Raw genomic sequence first — 19,157 nt, forward strand, 5'->3', positions numbered from 1 at the left:
TATTCGCGGGACGGGCGCCGTCAGCATGCTCAACCACATCAACCCCTTCGCGCACCGGCCGCCCACGAACTGGAAGCCCACCCCCTGGTTCCCTATCCCTTGGAGCACCGATCAACTCGCCACTTTCGACAGGCTGCCCACGCTCGGATTCATTCACCGGCCCACTTTCGTCAAATTCACCGACGAGCACGGCAAGCCGTTGACGCGCCGCGACGAGCGAAACAAAGCCATGCAGGCGGGCTGGCAGGCTGCGCTACTCTCCCTGCCCGAAGCCGCACGGTCCAATGCGCCTGGCCTCGTCGTGGCGGCGAGCGGTGGCGATACCGATCAGATGATCACATTGCACAGTACCCTGAGCGCACACGCGGCGCAGGGCGGGCCGGAAATCGACACCGGCAATTCCAGCCAATTCATCGATACGGACAAACGGCTCGGCAACACGGGGGCGACGACGCTGTTCATGCAGATGGCGATCGGTGTCATGGGCAGCTACCGCAACGGCGGCATCAGCGCCGCAGTCAATCTGCGTGACAGGAACGAGGCATCCATAATTTTCATCAGCCCGCCGTCGGATGAAAAACGGAAAACTCAAAAGCACCCGCGCGGCGGTGACGTGTTTGCGCATCGCGGGACGCCCTTGATCGATCCGGCCGACTACCAGCAATAGGCGTACCGGGGTGTTGGCTGTGAAATGTAGCGCCGCGTATTGTCGCGAAAAGCCCGCACCGCCCCTGATTTTTACAAATATTTTCCGGCCGTGGTGGATCTGCAATTAATGCAGGGTAGTGGTGCAGAAAAGGCACGCCGGTCGATCTTGGAATGGGAAGCAGGCAGGCTGCCGGAGGCGCTTCGTGCCCTGCCTGAAGCGGAGCGGAGCAAGCACCTGTCCGGATCATCGCCGTGACCGGCGAAAATTCGGACCAGTTGCTCGAACTGCTCAGCAACCTTAACGCATGCGCCAAAGCCGGCGGCCCCGAAATCGACACCAGCAAGTCCGGCCAATTCATAGACACCGACAAGAGTTTGTGTAATACAGGCGCGGCCGCCCTGTTCGTGCAGATGGCGATAGGCGTGATGGGCAGTTATCGCGGCGGTGGAATCAACGCGGCCGTCAATTTGCGCGACAGAAACGAGGCGACTGTCGTTTTCAGAAGTCTGTGATCGGCCGAAAAGCGTAAGACGCATTAGCGTCCGAGGGGCGGCGCTGACGTGTTCGCGCATCAGGGCACTCCCGCTAATCGACCCTGACATCTACAAAGAATAGTCAACTTTTAGGAAAATTCTTATGCGTAAAGTCGTTCTGCTAAACGACCCCACCAGCCATGGTGGCCAAGTGTCGAGCGTCGGCGCAACCCATTTCACGATCGGTGGCATAGCTGTCGCGCGTGTCGGTGACAAATGCACATGCCCATTGCATGGGCCGGGCACCATCGTGGAAGGCGATCCCCATCACACAATCGACGGCGTCCCTGTCGCCTACGCGGGCCACAAGACAAGCTGCGGTGCGACGTTGCAAACAACTGTTCCCAATTTTGGAAGGATATGAAAAAAAAAGGCCAGCCTTTTCAAGCTGACCTGCGTAGTGCGAGCCGGTACTTACACCCCGGTTTGCGTTTGATCAGACAATCTTTCAATGTTGCTTCACATCAGGTCCAGCGAGTAATACCGTTTAAGCCTCGCCCATTGAAGAGTCAACCATGTCAATTTCTACGCGCAACGATCAGAGTGCTGAGCCCATGCCGAAACGGTTCGCAACCAAAAAGCCCCGCCATCCGCCAGACAAAATGGGAATTTATCGGGGCTATGAGAGTAAGCGTGGCGGCTACTACCTGCATGTCACAATTCGACGAAATGGAATAGTCTATCAGAAGTATTTCATGGAGAAACGTTGCGGGGGCGAGGAGAACACCTTGACGCTGGCGCGGGCCTGGCGCGATACCATCATTACCAAACACCCGCCCATGTTGATGGCACAGTTTTGCGCCATCGTACGCGCCAATAATACGAGCGGCGTGCCTGGCGTCTATCGCGCGGTTAGGCGCAAGGTCGCCAAAAATGGCCAAGTGTGGACAAGTGTCTACTGGCAGGCCAGGACCCCCCTAGTCGACGGCAAGCTTCGCATTCAAAATTTCTCGGTGCGAACCTATGGCGAGGACGCGGCCAGGCAGTGCGCCATCGACGCCCGTTTGCGAGGGTTGCGTGAATTGGACGACCTCGTATTCAGGGCCGATTCCCAGCCGCTACCGGTCAGTACCGTTGACGATCTCGCTGTTTTGGAGGCCAGCTTGCAGCTTGCCGCGCAACGCAGGCAACGGCGACACGAGGAGCGCTTGAATAAAATCAGTGAGCGCTAATCCCGGCTGCAACGCCACGCGCAACAAGTCGCCGAACGCCTGGTGCTGGCCGATGCCGCCGAATCGGCGTCCCTCGCCAACCCCACAAACCGTAGCGGTGAACCCTATATCGGGCGCTGCGCCACGGCGAAGGGAACAAGTGTGAGTTGGAGGGTCAGCATTGAGCGGTTGGGTACAAGACATCGGAAGACTTTCTCGGATTCCGTATATGGCGGCGCTGCTGAATCGCTGCTTGCGGCAAAAATATGGCGCGATCAAGTCTTTGGCGCGTTGCCCGTTGTCCCCAAAGCGGAGGTGGTTGGGCGGATTAACTCGGCCAACACCAGCGGTGTGGCCGGCGTTACGCGTGTGCGTGATCAAACGCGTATGGGCGCGCTGACTCAATCATGGGTCGCCCACAGTCCGAAGTTGAAGGGGCAGACAAAACGCTACAAAAAATTTTCGATAGCTAAATATGGCGAAGAGAAAGCTTTCGCCTTAGCGGTGCAAGCACGGGAGGTGTTTGTGGCTGAACTGGGTGAAGTCGGAAATTTCCATCATCGGGCCGCCAGGAAAACAATGCGAGCTCTCGCGACGCGTAGCAGTTCGGCCTTGGAGGCATGATCGGTCCGGTTGCCGTTCATGCGCGGCGACAATCCGGGTGTTGCGCCCAAGCGCGGCGGCGAGCGGAAGCGGCGCCGACGCGCGGCGCTGCGCACGACCGGCACGGCCGGCTTCAGGCCGCACAGGCGCTCGGGTTGAGGATGTTGAGGAAGGCGCGCACCACGGGCGCGTCGTCGAGCGTGGCGTAGCAGATGAACAGGTTGGCCGACGGCGGCCGGGTCTTGATCGGCAAGAACTTCACGCCGGGCCAGCCGATGCGGCTGGTCGTCTCCGGCATCAGCGTCACGCCCAAGCCTGCGCCGACCATCGCCAGCAGCGTCTGCGGCTCTGACGCCTCCTGGAAGATCATCGGCTCGAAGCCGGCGTCGATGCAGCACTGGATCAGGTAGCGCGGGAAGCTCGACTTGTCGAGCGCCAGCGTCAGCATCGGCTCCTCGGCGATGTCGGTCAGTTCGATGTATTCCTGCGATGCCAGCGGGTGCTGCTCGTTGACGGCCACGCACACGTTCTCGCGAAAGCACAGCTCCTGGCGCAGGTTGTGGTGTTTGAGTTCGTCGACGTCGAGCTTGGGCTCGCGCCAGAAGCCGACGTCGATCTGCTTGGCGCGCAGCGCCTCGTACTGCACGTTCGGGCCCGACTCGTGCAAGGTCCAGGTCACGCGCGGAAAGCGCGTCTGGAACTGCTCGAGCAGGCTCGGGATCGGGCCCCACATGGCCGAGCCGACGATGCCGACCCGCAGCCGGCCCACCTCGCCGCGGTCGATCTGGCGGATGGTGTCGATCGTCATGCGCATCTTGGCCAGCATGTCCGAGGCCTCGCCCATCAGCGCGCGCCCGGCCACGGTCAGCTCGAAGGTGCGCGTGGTGCGCGCGAACAGGCGCACCCCGAGCTCGCTCTCGAGCTTCATGATCTGCTGGCTTAGCGGCGGCTGCGAGATGTGCAGGCGCTCGGCCGCGCGGCTGAAGCTTTTTTCTTCGGCCACGGCCAGGAAGTACTTTAACTGTTTCAGATCGATAGACATGGGCGGGTTCGACTCAGATCGGTTTCATGCCGGGCAGGTCGTGCATGGCCACGGCCAGTTGCGCGCCCACCAGCGCATTGTGCTTGACCAGGGCGATGTTTGTCATCAGGCTGCGCCCTTCGGTGAGCGTTTTTATGCGGTCGAGCAGGAACGGCGTGACCGCCTTGCCGCTGATGCCCAGACTGCCGGCTTCGGCCAGCGCCTGCTCGGTGATGCGGCCAATCTCGTCACTTGGCATCTCGAACATGGCCGGCACCGGATTGCCGATCACCACGCCGCCGTCGAGGCCGAGCGACCATTTGGTCTGGATGAAGTTGGCCTGTTGCAGCGCGGTGTCGAGCTGGAAGTCGGCGTTGAAGCCGCTCTCGCGCGTGAAGAACGCGGGAAAGCCCGGCTGGCCGACGCTGATGACCGGCACCCCGTGGGTCTCGAGGTATTCGAGCGTGAGGCCGATGTCGAGGATCGACTTGACCCCCGCGCACACCACGGCCACGTTGGTGCGCGCCAGTTCGAGCAGATCGGCCGAGATGTCGAAGCTGGTCGCCCCGCCGCGGTGCACGCCGCCGATGCCGCCAGTGACGAACACCTTGATGTCGGCCATTTGCGCGCAGATCATGGTCGCCGCCACGGTGGTCGCGCCGAGGCGGCGCGTGGCCAGCACGTAGGGCAGGTCGCGCCGGCTGACCTTCATCGCGTCGGGCGAATTGCCCAGCAATTCGAGCTGCGCGGACCCGAGGCCGACGCAGATCCTGCCGTCCATGATCGCGATCGTGGCCGGCACCGCGCCGGCGTCGCGGATGACCTGCTCGACCTCGCGCGCCATGTCGACGTTTTGCGGATACGGCATCCCGTGCGAGATGATCGTCGATTCGAGCGCGACGACCGGTTTGCCGGCGCTTCGGGCGGAGGCGACTTCGGGCGAAAACAAGAGAAACTGGTGCATGGTCAGTCCTGGAAAAGGGCGTTGTAGGGGAGCGGCGCGCCGGAACGCGCGTGCCCGTCGGGTGTCTCTTGGATATCGTCGAGGCTGTCGAAGTCCAGGTCGGGGCAGACCGTTTGTTCGCAGGCGAGCGTCATGGCCGACAGCCTGATGCCGCGCCGGCATGCCAGTCCGAGGTCGGCGCTGCCCCGGAACAGCGACCAGCTCACCGCCGCCGAAAAGGCGTCGCCGGCGCCGGTGACGTCGACCACATGGGTTTCGGCGGCCGCCAGGTGGGCGATGCCGCCCAGTGTAGTGTATGTGACCCCGGCCGCGCCGCGCGTGACGATCACGTCCTGCGCGCCCTGCGCCTGCAGCGCGCGGCACGCGGCCAGAAAGTCGGCGTCGGTGCGCAGCGGCGCGCCGGCCCGGGTTTCGAGTTCGCCCTGGTTGAGGATCAGCAGGCGCAGGCCGCACAGCGCCTCCGGCAGGCGCGCCATCTTCGGCTGCGACACCGCCACCAGCACCAGCGGGATGGCGTCGCGCACGGCGTCATCGAGCAGGGCGCGCACGGTATCGAGCGGCAGGTTCAGGTCGGCCACGGTGAGCGCGGCGGTGGCGCGCTGCGGCGCGCGCGTGGCCACGAAGGCGGGCGTGAGCTGCTCGTACAGGGCCATGTCGGCCAGCGCCAACACCATCTCGCCATGCTCGTCGAGCACCGCGGTGTAGGTGCCGCTGCAGCTGCCCGCCAGGCGCAGCGTGGCGCCGCCGTCGATGCCGGCCGCCTGCGCGTGTGCCAGCAGCGCCGCGCCCGAGGGGTCGTCGCCGACGGCGGTGATCAGCGCCACCGGGGCGCCAAGCCGGGCCAGGTTCTCGGCGATGTTGCGCGCCACACCGCCGAACGACTCGGTTTGGCGCGCCGGGTTGGAGGTGCCCATCCGGAGTTGCGCGAGCGGGCGCAGTTTGCGGTCGAGGTTGGCGGCGCCGATGCAGACGATCGGGCGCTGGTCGGGCAGCACGTAGGCGCGCCCGAGCACCCGCCGCTCGCGGATCAGGCCGGCGATGTGGCCGGCCACGGCCGAACGCGACAGCCCGAGCTGGGCCGCCAAATCCTGCTGCGATATGAACGGGTTGGCGCGGATCAGCGCGTACAACTGGTCTTTTTTTGTGGGCTCGTTCATCTGGGACGGTCGTTAAAACAATTGTTATTGATGGTAGACATATGTTTTTAGGCTGTCAATGATTCGGCGCTTCCCCTCCCGCACGGCGGCGCCGCCGTGTCTCCTGAGGCCAACACATCTTATCCCTTATTTATTTGAATGTCATATAAATGACGAAGAAAAAGGGTATTTGCCATACATATCGGAGTTCATGCATAGTTATAATGCTTAGGAGCCGTGAATAAATAAGTGTGACAATTGGGCGGCTCTGGCGGGATGCGATGCAAGGCGCGAGAAGGAGTCATAGCGGGCTATGGCGACGACGAACAACGCAGCAGCGCGCCCGGCAGGACCGCTCCAATTGTCACAGTTATTTTTGAACGACTCCTTCGCAAGCACGTCGATGGCGCCGCGCCCCGAACCGGCCCCCGCGACGCCCCCGGCACCCGCCCCGATTGACGCTCCACCCCGTGTACAGTACAAGGAAATGAACATGTCGAACAACACCCCCTACGACGCCGCCGACATTATCCGCGCCCGCAAGCCCGGCTTCACCCCGCGCGTGGCCCTGATCCTCGGTTCCGGCCTTGGCGTGTTGGCCGAGCAGATGAGCGACGCCGTCACGATCGGCTTCGACGAGCTGCCCGGCTTCCCGATCAGCACCGTGCACGGCCATGCGGGCCAGCTGGTGGTGGGCACCCTGGCCGGGGTCGACGTCGTGTGCATGAAGGGCCGCGGCCACTTCTACGAGGGCTACGGCATGGGCGTGATGACGAGCGCGGTGCGCACCATGAAACTGCTCGGCTGCGAGATGCTGTTCGTGACCAACGCGGCCGGTTCGCTGCGCCCCGAGGTCGACGCCGGCAGCCTGGTCGCGCTGACCGACCATATCAACTGGCTGCCCGGCACCCCGATGGTCGGCCCCAACGACGACCGTTTCGGCCCGCGCTTTTTCAGCATGGGCAACGCCTACGACGGCGAACTGCGCGCGCTGGTCAAAGAGACCGCGGCCGCCAACGCGATCACCATCCACGAGGGCGTGTTCATCGCCTACGCGGGTCCGAATTTTGAAACCGCCGCCGAAATCCGCATGATGGCGCGCCTCGGCGCCGACGTCGTCGGCATGTCGGTGGTGCCCGAGGTGGTGTCGGCGCGCCACTGCGGCCTGAAGGTGGTCGGCGTGTCCGTCATCACCAACCTGGCCGAGGGCATGTCGCCGTTCCCGCTGTCGCACGAGCAGACGCTCAAGTACGCGGCGATCGGCGCCAAGGACCTCGTCACCCTGATCCTGGCCTTCCTCGGCAACGTGGCCAAGCTGCCGCGCGCCGCCGCGTAAGCGCAGTCAATTACCCGAGCAACTTCACCAAAGCGAGCCATCCATGTCACGCGCATTCATCCTTTTGCTCGATTCCTTCGGCCTGGGCGCCACGCCCGACGCCGGCAAGTTCGGCGACACCGGCGCCAACACCTTCGGCCACATCGCGGCCTGGGCCGCGGGCCAGGGCAAGCCGATGAGCCTGCCCAACCTCGAGCGCCTCGGGCTGGCCGCCGCCGCGCGCCAGGCCAGCGGCGAATGGGCCGAAGGCTTCGCGCTGCGCGAGGGCTTCACGGGTGCCTACGGCGCCGCGCGCGAGCGCTCGACGGGCAAGGACACCCAGAGCGGGCACTGGGAGATCGCCGGCGTGCCGGTCGAATTCGACTGGGGCTACTTCCCGCGCGAGGTGCCGTCTTTCCCGGCCGAGCTGACCGACAGGCTGCAGGAGCTGACCGGCATCCCGGGCTACCTGGGCAACTGCCACGCCTCGGGCACCGAGATCATCAACCGCTTCGGCGACCAGCATGTGGCCGAAGGCAAAATCATCGTCTACACCTCGGGCGACTCGGTCATGCAGATCGCCGCCCACGAGGAGCACTTCGGGCTCGAGCGCCTGTACGCGGTGTGCGAGGCCGCGTTCGAACTGGTCAAACCGTACAACATCGGACGCGTGATCGCGCGCCCGTTCCTGGGCGAGAACGGCAACTACCGCCGCACCTCGAACCGCCACGACTACGCGGTGCCGCCGCCGAGCCCGACCCTGCTCGACCATGTCAAGGACGCCGGCGGCGAGGTCATCGGCCTGGGCAAGATCAGCGACATCTTCGCCACCCGGGGCATCTCGCGCGTGGTCAAGGGCGCCGACAACATGGCCCTGTTCGACGCGCTGCTCAAGGTGGGCGGGGAGGCCGGCGACGGCTCGCTCACGTTCGTCAACTTCGTCGACTTCGACCAGTCGTTCGGCCACCGCCGCGACATCGCCGGTTATTCGAACGCGCTGCACGAGCTCGATGCGCGCCTGCCCGAGTTCATCGCCGCGATGAAGGACGGCGACCTGGCCGTGATCACCGCCGACCATGGCTGCGACCCGAGCTGGCCCGGTTCCGACCACACGCGCGAACACATCCCGATGATTTTCTTCGGCCCCGGCCTGAAGGCGCAACAGCTGCCGATCTCCGAGACCTTCTCCGACATTGGCGCCACGCTGGCCAAGCATCTCGGCGTCCAACCCACCTTGAACGGAACCAGCCTGTTATGAGCCAACCCGCCGACTTCAAACGCAACGAGGCCGTCGGCCTCGACCTCGGCTGGGTCAACCAGATCCAGGTCAACCGCAACGCCGCCGACCGCCGCGCGGCCAGCCTGGCCAACCGCCGCACCGTCAAAAAGGAATACCAGGCCGCCTGGCTGGTCAAGGCGATCGAGTGCATCGACCTGACCACCCTCGGCGGCGACGACACGCCGGGCCGGGTCGAGCGCCTGTGCATGAAGGCGATGCGCCCCCTGCGCACCGACCTGATGCAGGCGTTGGGCCTCGAAAAACTGTCCACCGGCGCGGTCTGCGTGTACCACGAGATGATCGCCCCGGCCGACAGGATACTCAATGGACGCCTCCCGATCGCCGCGGTGTCGACCGCGTTCCCGGCCGGCCTGGCGAGCATGGAAACCAAGGTGCGCGAGATCGAATTGTCGGTCGCCGCGGGCGCGACCGAAATCGACATCGTGATCACGCGCCAGCACGTCCTGACCGGCAACTGGCAAGCCCTGTACGACGAGATGGTGGCCTACCGCAAAGCCTGCGGCGAGGCCCACGTCAAGGCGATCCTCGCCACCGGCGACCTGCTCACCTTGGAGAACGTGGCCAAGGCCTCGTGGGTGTGCATGATGGCGGGCTCGGACTTCATCAAAACCTCCACCGGCAAGGAGGGCGTCAACGCCACCATCCCGGTGGCCCTGACGATGGTGCGCACGATCCGCGAATACCACGAGCAGACCGGCTTCCAGGTCGGCTTCAAGCCGGCCGGCGGCGTCAGTTCGGCCAAGGCCGCGCTGCAGTACCTGACCCTGATGAAGGAGGAGCTGGGACGCGACTGGCTCGAGCCGCACCTGTTCCGCATCGGCGCCTCGACCCTGCTGACCGACATCGAGCGCCAGCTCGAGCACTACGTCACCGGTAATTACTCGGCCAACCACCGCCACGCGCAACCATAAACAGCAACGGATTCGTCATGCCAACAATTAGCGAGATTCTCACCACTATGGATTACGGCCCAGCACCCGAGAGCACCAAGGAAGCGCACGCGTGGCTGGACCAGCATGAGCGCCGCTTTGGCCTGTTCATCGACGGCGCCTGGAGCGCCGCCGGCACCACCTTCGCCTCGACCAACCCGGCCGACGGCAAGGAGCTCGCGCAGATCACCCAGGCCGGCGCGCAGGATGTCGAACGCGCGGTCGAGGCGGCGCGCCGCGCCCAGCCGGGCTGGGTCGCGCTGGGCGGCCACGGCCGCGCGCGCGTGCTGTACGCGCTGGCGCGCCTGCTGCAAAAGCACGCGCGCCTGTTCGCCGTCGTCGAGACGCTCGACAACGGCAAGACCATCCGCGAGACGCGCGACGCCGACCTGCCGCTGGCGGCGCGCCACTTCTACTACCATGCCGGCTGGGCCCAGTTGCAGGCCGAGGAATTCGCCGACCACCGTGCCGTCGGCGTGGTGGGCCAGATCGTGCCGTGGAACTTCCCGCTGCTGATGCTCGCCTGGAAAATCGCGCCGGCCCTCGCCGCCGGCAACACCGTGGTCTTCAAGCCGGCCGAATTCACCTCGCTGTCGGCGCTGCTGTTCGCGCAGATCTGCCAGCAGGCCGGGGTGCCGGCCGGCGTGGTCAACATCGTCACCGGCGACGGCAGCGTGGGCGAGGCCATCGTCAACCACCCCGGCATCGACAAGCTCGCGTTCACCGGTTCGACCGAAGTCGGGCGCCTGATCCGCAAGGCCACCGCCGGCAGCGGCAAAAAACTCTCGCTCGAACTGGGTGGCAAGTCGCCGTTCATCGTGTTCGACGACGCCGACCTCGACGCCGCCGTCGAGGGACTGGTCGACTCGATCTGGTTCAACCAAGGGCAGGTCTGCTGCGCCGGCTCGCGCCTGTTGGTGCAGGAGTCGGTCGAGGAGCGCTTCTTGGCCAAGGTGCGCGCGCGCATGCAGAACCTGCGCCTCGGTTCCCCGCTCGACAAGTCGATGGACGTAGGCGCGCTGGTCGATCCCGTCCAGCAGCAGCGCATCCACGGCCTGGTCGAAGCGGCGCGCGCCGAAGGCTGCACCATCTGGCAGCCAACCTGTGAGGTGCCGGCCGCCGGCTCGTGGTTCCTGCCGACCCTGATCACGGGCGCCTCGACCTCGGCCGCCGTGGCGCAGGCCGAAATTTTTGGACCGGTGCTGGTCGCGATGAGCTTCCGCACCCCGGTCGAGGCGGTGCAACTTGCCAACAACACCGTCTACGGACTGGCCGCCTGCGTGTGGACCGAGTCGATCAGCCTCGCGCTCGACATCGCGCCGCAGATCAAGGCCGGCGTGGTCTGGATTAACACCGCCAATCAGTTCGACGCCGCCTGCGGCTTTGGCGGCTACCGCGAATCGGGCTTCGGCCGCGAGGGCGGGCGCGAAGGCATGTTCGAGTACATGACGCCGTTGTCCGAGGACGCGCGCCCGGCCGCGCCGCTGGTCGCCAAAAAAGGCAAAGTGCAGCAGGCCGCGGATGGCAATCCGTTCGCGATCGACCGCACCGCCAAGCTTTACATTGGCGGCAAGCAGACGCGCCCCGACGGCGCCTACAGCCGCGCCATCGCCGGCGCCAACGGGGCCTTTCTGGCCGACGTCGGCGAAGGCAACCGCAAGGACATCCGCAACGCGGTCGAAGCGGCGCACAAGGCCTCTGGCTGGGCCAAGGCGACCGCGCACAACCGCGCGCAGGTGCTGTATTACATCGCCGAGAACCTGGCCGTGCGCGCCGACGAATTCGCCGCGCGCCTGGCCGCCATGACCGGTTCGACCAATCCAGAGAAGGAAGTGCAGGCCTCGATCGAACGCCTGTTCTACTACGCGGCGTGGGCCGACAAGTACGACGGCTTGGCGCACCAGCCGCCGATGCACGGCATCACGGTCGCGCTCAACGAGCCGGTCGGCGTGATCGGCATCATCTGCCCGAACGAGTCGCCGCTGCTCGGCTTCATCTCGCTGGTGGCACCGGCGCTGGCGCTGGGCAACCGCGTGGTCGCCGTGCCGTCCGAGGCGTATCCGCTGGCCGCCACCGATTTGTACCAGGTGCTCGACACCTCCGACCTGCCGGCCGGCGCGCTCAACATCGTCACCGGCAGCGCCGACGAACTGGCGCGCACGCTCGCCTCGCATTCGGACGTCGACGCCGTCTGGCGCCACGACGGTTCGCTTGACGGCTGCGCCGAAGTCGAGCGCCTGTCGGCCGAGTCGCTCAAGCGCACCTGGGTCGGCGGCGCCAAGGGCCGCGACTGGTTCAGCACCAGCCAGGCCGGCGGACGCGCGGTGCTGGCGCATGCGAGCCAGGTCAAGAATGTCTGGATCCCTTACGGCGTGTAAGCGGTCTGCAAAAAATCAACTAGAACGGGAATACCATGTTTTTGAACCAAGAGATCATCCGCAAAAAACGCGATGGCGGCGTGCTCAGCGCGCAAGAGATCGAGTTTTTTGTGCGCGGCATCACCACCGGTGGCGTCACCGAGGGGCAGATCGCGGCGCTCGCGATGGCCGTGTTTTTCAACGACATGAACATGGACGAGCGGGTCGCCTTCACGCTGGCGATGCGCGACTCCGGCCAGGTCATGGAATGGCGTTCGATGAACCTGCCCGGCCCGGTCGTCGACAAGCATTCGACCGGCGGCGTGGGCGACGTGGTCTCGCTCATGCTCGGGCCGATGATCGCCGCCTGCGGCGGCTTCGTGCCGATGATCTCGGGCCGCGGCCTGGGCCACACCGGCGGCACGCTAGACAAGTTCGACTCCATTCCGGGCTACTGCACCGTGCCCGATCCCGAGTTGTTCCGCACCGTGGTCAAGGACATCGGCGTGGCCATCATCGGCCAGACGGCGCAGCTGGCGCCGGCCGACAAGCGCTTCTACAGCATCCGCGACACCACCGCCACGGTCGAATCGGTGGCCATGATCACCGGCTCGATCCTGTCCAAAAAACTGTCGGCGGGACTCGACGCCTTGGTCATGGACGTCAAAGTGGGCACCGGCGCCTTCATGCCGAGCTACGACAAATCGGTCGAACTGGCCGAGAGCATCGTCAGCGTCGGCAACGGCGCCGGCACCCGCACCTCGGCCATCCTGACCGAGATGAACGAGTCGCTCGGCCCCGTGGCCGGCAACGCGCTCGAAGTGCGGCTCGCGATGGATTACCTGACCGGGCGTTCGCGTCCGGCGCGCTTGCACGAAGTGACCATGGCGCTGTGCGCCGAAATGTTGATTTTGGGCGGCCTTGCCGGCACAGATACCGAGGCCCGCGCCAAACTGCAGGCGGCGCTCGATTCGGGCGAGGCGACCGAGCGTTTCTCGCGCATGGTCGCGGCATTGGGCGGCCCGTCCGACCTGGTCGAGCGCCCCGACGCCTACCTCGAGAAAGCCCCGATCGTAGTCGAAGTGCCTGCGCTGCAATCCGGTTACGCCAGCGCCACCGACTGCCGCGGCCTTGGCCTGGCGGTGGTCAGCCTGGGCGGCGGGCGGCGTCGTCCGGAAGACCCGATCGACTTCGCGGTCGGCCTGACCGGCCTGGCCGAACTGGGTGACGAGATCGCCGTCGGCCAGCCGCTCGCGATGGTCCATGCGCGCACCCTGGCGGGCGCCCAGCAAGCCGTGCGCGAAGTGCAGGCGGCCTACCAGATCGGCGCCAGCAGGGCGCAAGCGAACCCGATCATCTACCGCACCATCCGTCCATAAAGGCAGCGCCGTGAACTACGAAAAACTGATCGACGAAGCGCGCCAAGCGCGTCTGCTGGCCTACACGCCGTATTCGAACTTCCAGGTGGGCGCCGCGCTTGAATGCAAGGACGGACGCGTCTTCCGCGGCTGTAATGTCGAAAACGCCTCCTACGGCCTGTGCAACTGCGCCGAGCGCACCGCGTTCTTCAGCGCGATCGCGCATGGCTACAAGCCGGGCGACTTTGCCGCGCTGGCCGTGATCGGCGCCACCGACGGCCCGATCGCGCCGTGCGGCGCCTGCCGCCAGGTGATCCTCGAGTTGGGCGGCAACGAGTTGCCGGTGGTGCTGACCAATCTGAATGGCGACATCCTCGAGACCAGCGCGGCCGGGCAATTGCCGAACGCTTTCGGTGGCCGGGACCTGGGTAAGTAGGTTTTGAAAAAGGTTATCGACATCCAGGCAGCGGTCGCGATGGCGGGCGTTGAAGCGGTCGCCGCGCGCACCCAGGGCACCTTTGGTGTTGGCGGCGTGCTACTGGACCAGCATGGGAATGTGCTCAAATCGCTGTCGAACAATGTGGTGCGCGATGGCCTGATTTTCGATCCGACCGCGCATGGCGAACGGCAGTTGGTCGACTGGTATTTTGCCGAATGCGCGTTGGGGCGCGAGCTGCCCCCGCCCGAAGAACTGACCATCGTTACCTCGCTCGATCCGTGCGCGATGTGCACCGGCGCGATCCTTACGGCCGGCTTCAACGTAGTGGCCGCTGGGCTCGATCGTGATGCCGGCATCAACTACGACGGCAGCGCCACGTTCCCATCGTTGCCGCCTGCCTTGCGGGAACGCGCCGCCGCCAGCTTTTCGTACCCCGCGGTGCTCGGCACTTCCTGCTATGCGCGCGAGAGCGCGGGCGCGGCGCCCAAGTCATTCTTTATCGGAAAAACGATCGCCGAGCCTACCCAGGCCCTGTGTTCGCTTTTGATCGAGGCGACCTCCGACAAGGTCAAGGTCCTGATCAACACGGATCTGGAACGGCACGAGCTCAAAGATCCGGCGACGCTGCCGGCAGGGCATCCGTTGGTGCGAAAACTGAAAAACCTGTACCCGGGCGCGCTTGCCCATCGCTGCGCGCCGCATCGGCCGGACGCGGGGCTGGCGCCGTTTTTGGCGGCCGCCGTCGAGCAGGACAAACGCCAGGGCGGCGAGGGCGACGCCGTGGCCTTGCTCGACGCGTTTGGCAATCTGCTGTTGTGCGTGCCGGGTCGCCGCGCAGCGTCGGCGATCTGCACCGCCTTCATGGAATGCACGCGCCAGTACGCGCAACTGCGCTACACGCTGATGTATGGCGCCAGCGCGGCGCAACAGGCCGAGGTGCGCCAGTATCTGGGGCATCCGAAGGAGGGCACCTTCGTGTTCGCGCGCGGGCCAGACGAGAGCGCGCAAAGCTTCATGAACCTCGGCGCATATGGTTCGACCATGGAAGGCCCGCTGCCCATCCACAATGCGGCCCAGTTCCAATACGTGCTGCCCGTGCTGGAGCCGGAGGTGGTGGCCGCCTTGTGTGCAGGTTTGCCGCCGTTGTACAGCAATGTGATCGCGATCCGTCCGGTGCAGGTGGCCGACAGGGCGCTCGTCCATGCACTGCAATCCGATTGAGCATTCTTGATCGAGCAGTGGATCGCCACCTTGCGAAGTGCGCGCCCAGCGGTGCTGGTTTATGTTTCGCTTCGGGACTGGATCTCTATGTAATCGCGAAGCACACTATCCATCCGCGATTGCCAGCCTTCTCCTGTCGATTTGAAGTAGGCAACGACCTCAGGACTGTAGCGAACTGAAACTAGCACCTTTTTGTTCTCGGACTTGGGCCGCCCACTTAGCGCCCGAACCGGTACCATCGATTTCAACTGCTTTGGCGTAAGCGGTTGGGCATCAGGATCACTTTTTGCGGCGGCAGTGATTGCCCTATCTTCGGCTAATGAAGGCAAGCGTACGGCTGATTTTTTAAAAATTTTCGACATAATATTTCACCTCACGACGAGTGGCACGACGTAGGCTGATTACCCGTCGAACATCGTGAAAATCCACAAACGCTACGTAGTACAGTAGGTTGGTTCTTGGGGCGAGTGCGATCATTCGAATTTCGACATATTCGAACCGATCATCGATCCACTCCAGTGCAGCCTCCCAGTCAAGCTCGTTAGCCATCGATAAGGACACACCATGTTTGCTCAGGTTTGCCGTCTCCTTGCCTGGGTCGAACTCGATCTTCATCAAAATATAGTAGCTACAATAATTTGGCGTGTCAAACGAACGTCGTGTCGCGGTTGATCACGGTAACGTGTGTGTTTTCGCGACGGAAAAACGAACAAGAGACGCTTACGCTGCGATGCGCCTAGACCTCCGGCCATGCCGCCATCACGGCACCGACTGCGCTACTGAGCTTGGCCTTGCTGGCGCCACTCTTCGCCAATACGGCCATCCCCGCGATGAGCGAACTGAACATCACGGCCATGTCTTCGGCGTTGGCTCCGGGCGGCAACTGGCCGTCAGCCCTGGCGCGCAGCAGGCGCTGGAGGACCATCGATTCGGTGCCCTGCAGGGCCGCGCGCAATGCTTGTTCGAGCGCCTCGGGCATGGTGCTGCCGCCGCTGTCGGCCGTGCCGTTGATGATGAAGCAGCCGCCGGGCAGTGCCGGGTCGGCCAGCATCGACGCGAGCGAGCGCAGGAAACCCTCAAGCGCGCGGCGGCCGTCCTTTTCCTCGTTGAGCGCGCCGGCATGACGCGCGATCAATCCGGCCACGTAGCGTTCGAGCGCCTTCAGGTACAGCGCTTCCTTGTCGCCATAGGCGGCGTACAGGCTCGGTTTGCTCAAACCCATCGCCTCGGTCAGCTCCTGCATCGAGGCGTTTTGAAACCCATGCTTCCAAAAAACGTCGACCGCGCGGTCAAGCGCGAGCTCGGCATCGAATGTGCGTGGACGACCTCGTTCGCGGCTCATGGCGGCTTCCTGGATGAAATTGGTTGACTATTATTATACTGCTCGGTATATTAAATACTGATCGGTACATAAATATTTGCCGGCAACTATTTCAACACTTGCGGGAGAGCATCATGGGCAGATTGACGGGCAAGACGGCATTGATCACGGGCGGCACCACGGGCATCGGCATGGCCACGGCCAAGCTGTTTTTGCAGGAGGGCGCGCGCGTGGCGATCGTCGGGCAGGATGCCGGGCGCGTGGCCGAGGCGACGCAGACGCTCGGCGCCGGCGTTATCGCGCTGCGCGCCGATGTCGCGTCCAAGTCCGATATGGCCGCGGTCGGGGCGCGCCTCTAGGCCGAATTTGGCCGGCTCGATGTGTTGTTCGCAAATGCCGGCATCGCCCAGCCGATGCCTTTTTCGGATGTGTACGAAGCCAATATCGACAACTAGGTCGACGTCAATTTCAAGGGCGTGATCTACACGGTCCAGAGCATGCTGCCGCTGCTGGGCGATCCGTCGAGCGTGATTCTGACCTCGACCACAATGATCGAGAAAGGCGTGGCCGGCATGAGCGTGTACGCGGCCACCAAGGCGGCGGTGCGTTCGCTGGCGCGCACCTTGTCGGCTGAGCTGGCGCCGCGCGGCGTGCGGGTCAATGTGATCAGCCCGGGCCTGACCGAAACGCCGATTTACGACAAGCTCGGTTTGCCAGCGGAGGCGGTGCAGGCGTGGGCGGCGCAATTGCTGGCGAAAGTGCCTGCGGGGCGCTTCGGGCAGGCCGGGGAGGTGGCCAAGGCAGTGTTGTTCATGGCCAGCGACGATTCTGCCTACATGATGGGCGAGAACATCTTGTTCGACGGGGGAATGGCGACCATCTGACGCGCGGCCTGGTGTTGAGCATGCGGTCGATTCGAAAAGGGCAGCAGGATTCCAGCTGTGTTCAAGTGAAGTTCTGTTCAGTCGGCGGCTGCCGGCTGAGACGGATAGTTCGGCGAGGCGGCTAACTCACGCAGCACTTCGGGATGCGCGACAGCCACCCGAAGTAGTGTCTTCGCCGCATTTCAGAAGGCATGGTTGTGGTTCTCAACCCTCCGTGGTACGGAAATGCCGTATTTCATTCAAGCGCCGGCGCATGTCGTGTGAGCAGTGGCGCATGATGTCATCGGAGCCGGCGAGGCAGTGGCTACATCTGCTGGAACAGATTGGAATGGTTGCGGCTCACTTCCAGCAGCTCCGGGCGGTTGCGCAGCCTGAGCATCTGGCGCCCCCGCTCGTCGCGCGTGACCTCGGCGATGGCGTCCACCCGCACCAGCGTCGAGCGGTGGATGCGCCAGAACTCGCCCGTGTCGAGTTCGTCGGCGAGCTCCTTGAGCGTCTTGCGTATCAATAGCTCGGTCTGCAACGTCTGGACCCGCGTGTACTTGTCGTCCGACTGGAAGAACAGCACCTCGCGCGTGCTGATCATCCGCAGGTTGGCGCCGACCTGGGCCTGGATCCAGCGCAGGTATTCGGGCTTCTTGGCGCCGCCTTCCTGCAGCACCTTGGTCAATTGCGCCAGATAGCCGCCGATGTCGTCGGGCTTTTTGTCGAGGCGCTCGCGCAGCCGCTCGCAGGTGGTGCGCAGGCGGTCGGCCATCACAGGTTTGAGCAGGTAGTCCATCGCGCCGTGTTCGAACGCGTCGAGGGCGTACTGGTCGTAGGCTGTGACGAACACGATATGGCAGCTCTGGTACAGCAGGCGCGCGGTCTCGATGCCGCTCTGGCCGGGCATGCGGATGTCGAGAAAAACGATGTCGGGCGCATGCTCGCCGGCCATCGCGACGGCCTCGATGCCGTTGCCCGCCTCGCCGACGATCTGCAACGCCGGCCACACCTCGCGCAGGCGCGAACGCAATTGGTCGCGCATCGGCGATTCGTCGTCGACGATCAGGGCGGTGATGGTTTTTTGAGCGGACGCCATTTAGATTTTCTCCTGTGCGAATGGGCTGGGTACGCGGATCGAGGCGAGCGCGCCGCCTTCGGCCGGCATTTCGATGACCAACTCGGCGCGCCCGCCGTACAACAGCAGCAGCCGTTCGCGCACATTGGCGAGCCCGACGCCGTCGTCGGAGTGCATATTGAATCCGACCCCGTTGTCGCGCACATCGACCCGCATCATGTCGTCTTCGATCCGCGCGCCGACCTCGATCTTGCCGCCCTCGATCTTGGGCTCGAGGCCATGCTTGATCGCGTTCTCGATCAGGATCTGCAGCATCATCGGCGGAAACGGGACGTGGTTGAGCGATTCTGGCACATCGAACGACACCTGCAGCCGCTCCTTCATGCGTGCCTGCATGATGGCCAGATAGGCGCGCGAGAGTTCTACCTGGCGCCCCAGCGTGCCGCCGCCGACCGCGCGCAGCTGCGGCAGGGTCGAACGCAGGTAGGCGATCAGGTGGGTGTGGATGCGCGCCGCCTCCGGCGGATCGGTCTCGATCAGCTGCCCGATCAGGGCCAGCGTGTTGAATAAAAAATGCGGCTCGACCTGCGCCTGCAGGGTCGACATCTGCGCCTCGAGCAGGCGTCGTTCGAGCGTGGCGACGTCGGCCTGCTCGGTCGCCTCCTTGGCCATCAGTTCGGCGCGCCGCTTGCCGCCGGCCAGGCCCTTGACGGCGGCCGAGATGATGATGAACCAGATCGCCGGCTCGGCCGCGTTGAGGATCGCGAACGGGATGCCGACGACGAACCACACCAGCGCCAGTTGGCGGTATTCGACCATTGCCACCCAGTCGAAAAAACGCCACCAGATATCGCTGGCGACGCCTTTTGCGTCGCGCAGGAAATCCATGACATTGCTGGTGCGCTTCGTCCTCACG

Annotated in this window: 18 protein-coding genes and 3 pseudogenes; 13 read left to right on the top strand and 8 right to left on the bottom strand. The window is 64.5% G+C overall.

Features of this window, described 5'->3' with window-relative positions; translation table 11 throughout:
* The 5 genes and pseudogenes from C7C56_RS27375 to C7C56_RS28475 all read left to right on the top strand — a co-directional run.
* Window positions 1-667: pseudogene (locus C7C56_RS27375) on the top strand (DUF2875 family protein); the annotation flags it as partial.
* A gap of 218 nt (window positions 668-885) precedes the next feature.
* Window positions 886-1,161 (top strand): annotated as a pseudogene (locus tag C7C56_RS27380) (hypothetical protein); the annotation flags it as partial.
* 124 nt (window positions 1,162-1,285) lie between these two features.
* Window positions 1,286-1,546 (top strand): PAAR domain-containing protein, encoded by a 261-nt coding sequence (locus C7C56_RS27385; RefSeq protein ID WP_106760496.1) that lies wholly within the window; start codon window positions 1,286-1,288, stop codon window positions 1,544-1,546.
* A gap of 151 nt (window positions 1,547-1,697) precedes the next feature.
* Window positions 1,698-2,354, top strand: coding sequence for a hypothetical protein (locus C7C56_RS27390; protein ID WP_146204673.1), 657 nt, complete (start codon window positions 1,698-1,700; stop codon window positions 2,352-2,354).
* A gap of 42 nt (window positions 2,355-2,396) precedes the next feature.
* Window positions 2,397-2,957 carry an AP2/ERF family transcription factor gene (locus C7C56_RS28475; protein WP_146204674.1) on the top strand — a complete coding sequence of 187 codons (561 nt, stop codon included), beginning with the start codon at window positions 2,397-2,399 and terminating at the stop codon, window positions 2,955-2,957.
* Window positions 2,958-3,069: 112 nt separating this feature from the next.
* Here the strand turns inward: C7C56_RS28475 and C7C56_RS27400 are convergent, their stop codons facing one another.
* From C7C56_RS27400 to C7C56_RS27410, 3 genes are read right to left on the bottom strand one after another with little or no spacing between them, the layout of a single operon-like run.
* The gene (locus tag C7C56_RS27400) at window positions 3,070-3,978 is read right to left on the bottom strand and encodes a LysR family transcriptional regulator (RefSeq protein WP_106760499.1); all 909 of its coding nucleotides are present in this window, start codon (window positions 3,976-3,978) and stop codon (window positions 3,070-3,072) included.
* A 13-nt stretch (window positions 3,979-3,991) separates the two neighbouring features.
* Window positions 3,992-4,921 (bottom strand): pseudouridine-5'-phosphate glycosidase, encoded by a 930-nt coding sequence (locus C7C56_RS27405; protein WP_106760500.1) that lies wholly within the window; start codon window positions 4,919-4,921, stop codon window positions 3,992-3,994.
* Window positions 4,922-4,923: 2 nt separating this feature from the next.
* A complete protein-coding gene (locus C7C56_RS27410; protein WP_106760501.1) occupies window positions 4,924-6,078 on the bottom strand; it encodes a carbohydrate kinase in 1,155 nt (384 codons plus the stop codon).
* Window positions 6,079-6,550: 472 nt separating this feature from the next.
* Here C7C56_RS27410 and xapA point away from each other — a divergent pair, with 472 nt between their 5' ends.
* From xapA to C7C56_RS27445, 7 genes are read left to right on the top strand one after another with little or no spacing between them, the layout of a single operon-like run.
* On the top strand, window positions 6,551-7,393 hold the full coding sequence (gene xapA / locus C7C56_RS27415; protein WP_106760563.1) for a xanthosine phosphorylase: 843 nt from the start codon (window positions 6,551-6,553) through the stop codon (window positions 7,391-7,393).
* A gap of 43 nt (window positions 7,394-7,436) precedes the next feature.
* On the top strand, window positions 7,437-8,630 hold the full coding sequence (locus tag C7C56_RS27420) for a phosphopentomutase (RefSeq protein ID WP_106760502.1): 1,194 nt from the start codon (window positions 7,437-7,439) through the stop codon (window positions 8,628-8,630).
* Window positions 8,627-9,583, top strand: coding sequence for a deoxyribose-phosphate aldolase (gene deoC / locus C7C56_RS27425; protein ID WP_106760503.1), 957 nt, complete (start codon window positions 8,627-8,629; stop codon window positions 9,581-9,583). Before C7C56_RS27420 ends, deoC begins: the two co-directional genes overlap by 4 nt.
* Window positions 9,584-9,600: 17 nt before the next feature.
* Window positions 9,601-11,979 (top strand): aldehyde dehydrogenase family protein, encoded by a 2,379-nt coding sequence (locus C7C56_RS27430; RefSeq protein WP_370660252.1) that lies wholly within the window; start codon window positions 9,601-9,603, stop codon window positions 11,977-11,979.
* A 35-nt stretch (window positions 11,980-12,014) separates the two neighbouring features.
* On the top strand, window positions 12,015-13,337 hold the full coding sequence (gene deoA / locus C7C56_RS27435; RefSeq protein ID WP_106760505.1) for a thymidine phosphorylase: 1,323 nt from the start codon (window positions 12,015-12,017) through the stop codon (window positions 13,335-13,337).
* A gap of 10 nt (window positions 13,338-13,347) precedes the next feature.
* A complete protein-coding gene (locus C7C56_RS27440; RefSeq protein ID WP_106760506.1) occupies window positions 13,348-13,752 on the top strand; it encodes a cytidine deaminase in 405 nt (134 codons plus the stop codon).
* A gap of 3 nt (window positions 13,753-13,755) precedes the next feature.
* A complete protein-coding gene (locus tag C7C56_RS27445) occupies window positions 13,756-14,976 on the top strand; it encodes a nucleoside deaminase (RefSeq protein ID WP_229459043.1) in 1,221 nt (406 codons plus the stop codon).
* 59 nt (window positions 14,977-15,035) lie between these two features.
* On the opposite strand, the gene C7C56_RS27450 is transcribed toward C7C56_RS27445, so the two are convergent.
* The 3 genes from C7C56_RS27450 to C7C56_RS27460 all read right to left on the bottom strand — a co-directional run bounded on the left by C7C56_RS27450 (window position 15,036) and on the right by C7C56_RS27460 (window position 16,318).
* Window positions 15,036-15,338 (bottom strand): BrnA antitoxin family protein, encoded by a 303-nt coding sequence (locus C7C56_RS27450; protein WP_106760507.1) that lies wholly within the window; start codon window positions 15,336-15,338, stop codon window positions 15,036-15,038.
* Window positions 15,322-15,591, bottom strand: coding sequence for a BrnT family toxin (locus C7C56_RS27455; protein ID WP_106760508.1), 270 nt, complete (start codon window positions 15,589-15,591; stop codon window positions 15,322-15,324). Before C7C56_RS27455 ends, C7C56_RS27450 begins: the two co-directional genes overlap by 17 nt.
* Before the next feature lie 121 nt (window positions 15,592-15,712).
* Window positions 15,713-16,318: a TetR/AcrR family transcriptional regulator gene (locus tag C7C56_RS27460; protein WP_106760509.1), complete on the bottom strand. Its 606-nt coding sequence runs from the start codon at window positions 16,316-16,318 to the stop codon at window positions 15,713-15,715.
* Between the two features lie 113 nt (window positions 16,319-16,431).
* Here C7C56_RS27460 and C7C56_RS27465 point away from each other — a divergent pair.
* Window positions 16,432-17,181, top strand: a pseudogene (locus C7C56_RS27465) (SDR family oxidoreductase).
* A gap of 304 nt (window positions 17,182-17,485) precedes the next feature.
* Here the strand turns inward: C7C56_RS27465 and C7C56_RS27470 are convergent.
* Together C7C56_RS27470 and C7C56_RS27475 are read right to left on the bottom strand one after the other, a co-directional pair.
* Entirely contained in the window at window positions 17,486-18,262 is a 777-nt protein-coding gene (locus C7C56_RS27470; RefSeq protein ID WP_106760510.1) for a LytR/AlgR family response regulator transcription factor, read from the bottom strand.
* Window positions 18,263-19,156, bottom strand: a complete 894-nt coding sequence (locus C7C56_RS27475; protein ID WP_307719088.1) for a sensor histidine kinase — start codon at window positions 19,154-19,156, stop codon at window positions 18,263-18,265. It lies immediately after the preceding gene.
* Window position 19,157 lies beyond the last annotated feature (1 nt).

The sequence above is a fragment of the Massilia glaciei genome, from assembly GCF_003011895.2.
Lineage (GTDB): Bacteria > Pseudomonadota > Gammaproteobacteria > Burkholderiales > Burkholderiaceae_D > Telluria_A > Telluria_A glaciei.

Bases quoted from the DNA above. Each gene is read 5' to 3' on its own strand.
- C7C56_RS27410 (WP_106760501.1), bottom strand. From the start codon at position 6,078: ATGAACGAGCCCACAAAAAAAGACCAGTTGTACGCGCTGATCCGCGCC.
- deoC (WP_106760503.1), top strand. From the start codon at position 8,627: ATGAGCCAACCCGCCGACTTCAAACGCAACGAGGCCGTCGGCCTCGAC.
- deoA (WP_106760505.1), top strand. From the start codon at position 12,015: ATGTTTTTGAACCAAGAGATCATCCGCAAAAAACGCGATGGCGGCGTG.
- xapA (WP_106760563.1), top strand. From the start codon at position 6,551: ATGTCGAACAACACCCCCTACGACGCCGCCGACATTATCCGCGCCCGC.
- C7C56_RS27400 (WP_106760499.1), bottom strand. From the start codon at position 3,978: ATGTCTATCGATCTGAAACAGTTAAAGTACTTCCTGGCCGTGGCCGAA.
- C7C56_RS27430 (WP_370660252.1), top strand. From the start codon at position 9,601: ATGCCAACAATTAGCGAGATTCTCACCACTATGGATTACGGCCCAGCA.
- C7C56_RS27450 (WP_106760507.1), bottom strand. From the start codon at position 15,338: ATGTCGAAAATTTTTAAAAAATCAGCCGTACGCTTGCCTTCATTAGCC.
- C7C56_RS27390 (WP_146204673.1), top strand. From the start codon at position 1,698: ATGTCAATTTCTACGCGCAACGATCAGAGTGCTGAGCCCATGCCGAAA.
- C7C56_RS27405 (WP_106760500.1), bottom strand. From the start codon at position 4,921: ATGCACCAGTTTCTCTTGTTTTCGCCCGAAGTCGCCTCCGCCCGAAGC.
- C7C56_RS27460 (WP_106760509.1), bottom strand. From the start codon at position 16,318: ATGAGCCGCGAACGAGGTCGTCCACGCACATTCGATGCCGAGCTCGCG.
- C7C56_RS27385 (WP_106760496.1), top strand. From the start codon at position 1,286: ATGCGTAAAGTCGTTCTGCTAAACGACCCCACCAGCCATGGTGGCCAA.
- C7C56_RS27470 (WP_106760510.1), bottom strand. From the start codon at position 18,262: ATGGCGTCCGCTCAAAAAACCATCACCGCCCTGATCGTCGACGACGAA.
- C7C56_RS27455 (WP_106760508.1), bottom strand. From the start codon at position 15,591: ATGAAGATCGAGTTCGACCCAGGCAAGGAGACGGCAAACCTGAGCAAA.
- C7C56_RS27420 (WP_106760502.1), top strand. From the start codon at position 7,437: ATGTCACGCGCATTCATCCTTTTGCTCGATTCCTTCGGCCTGGGCGCC.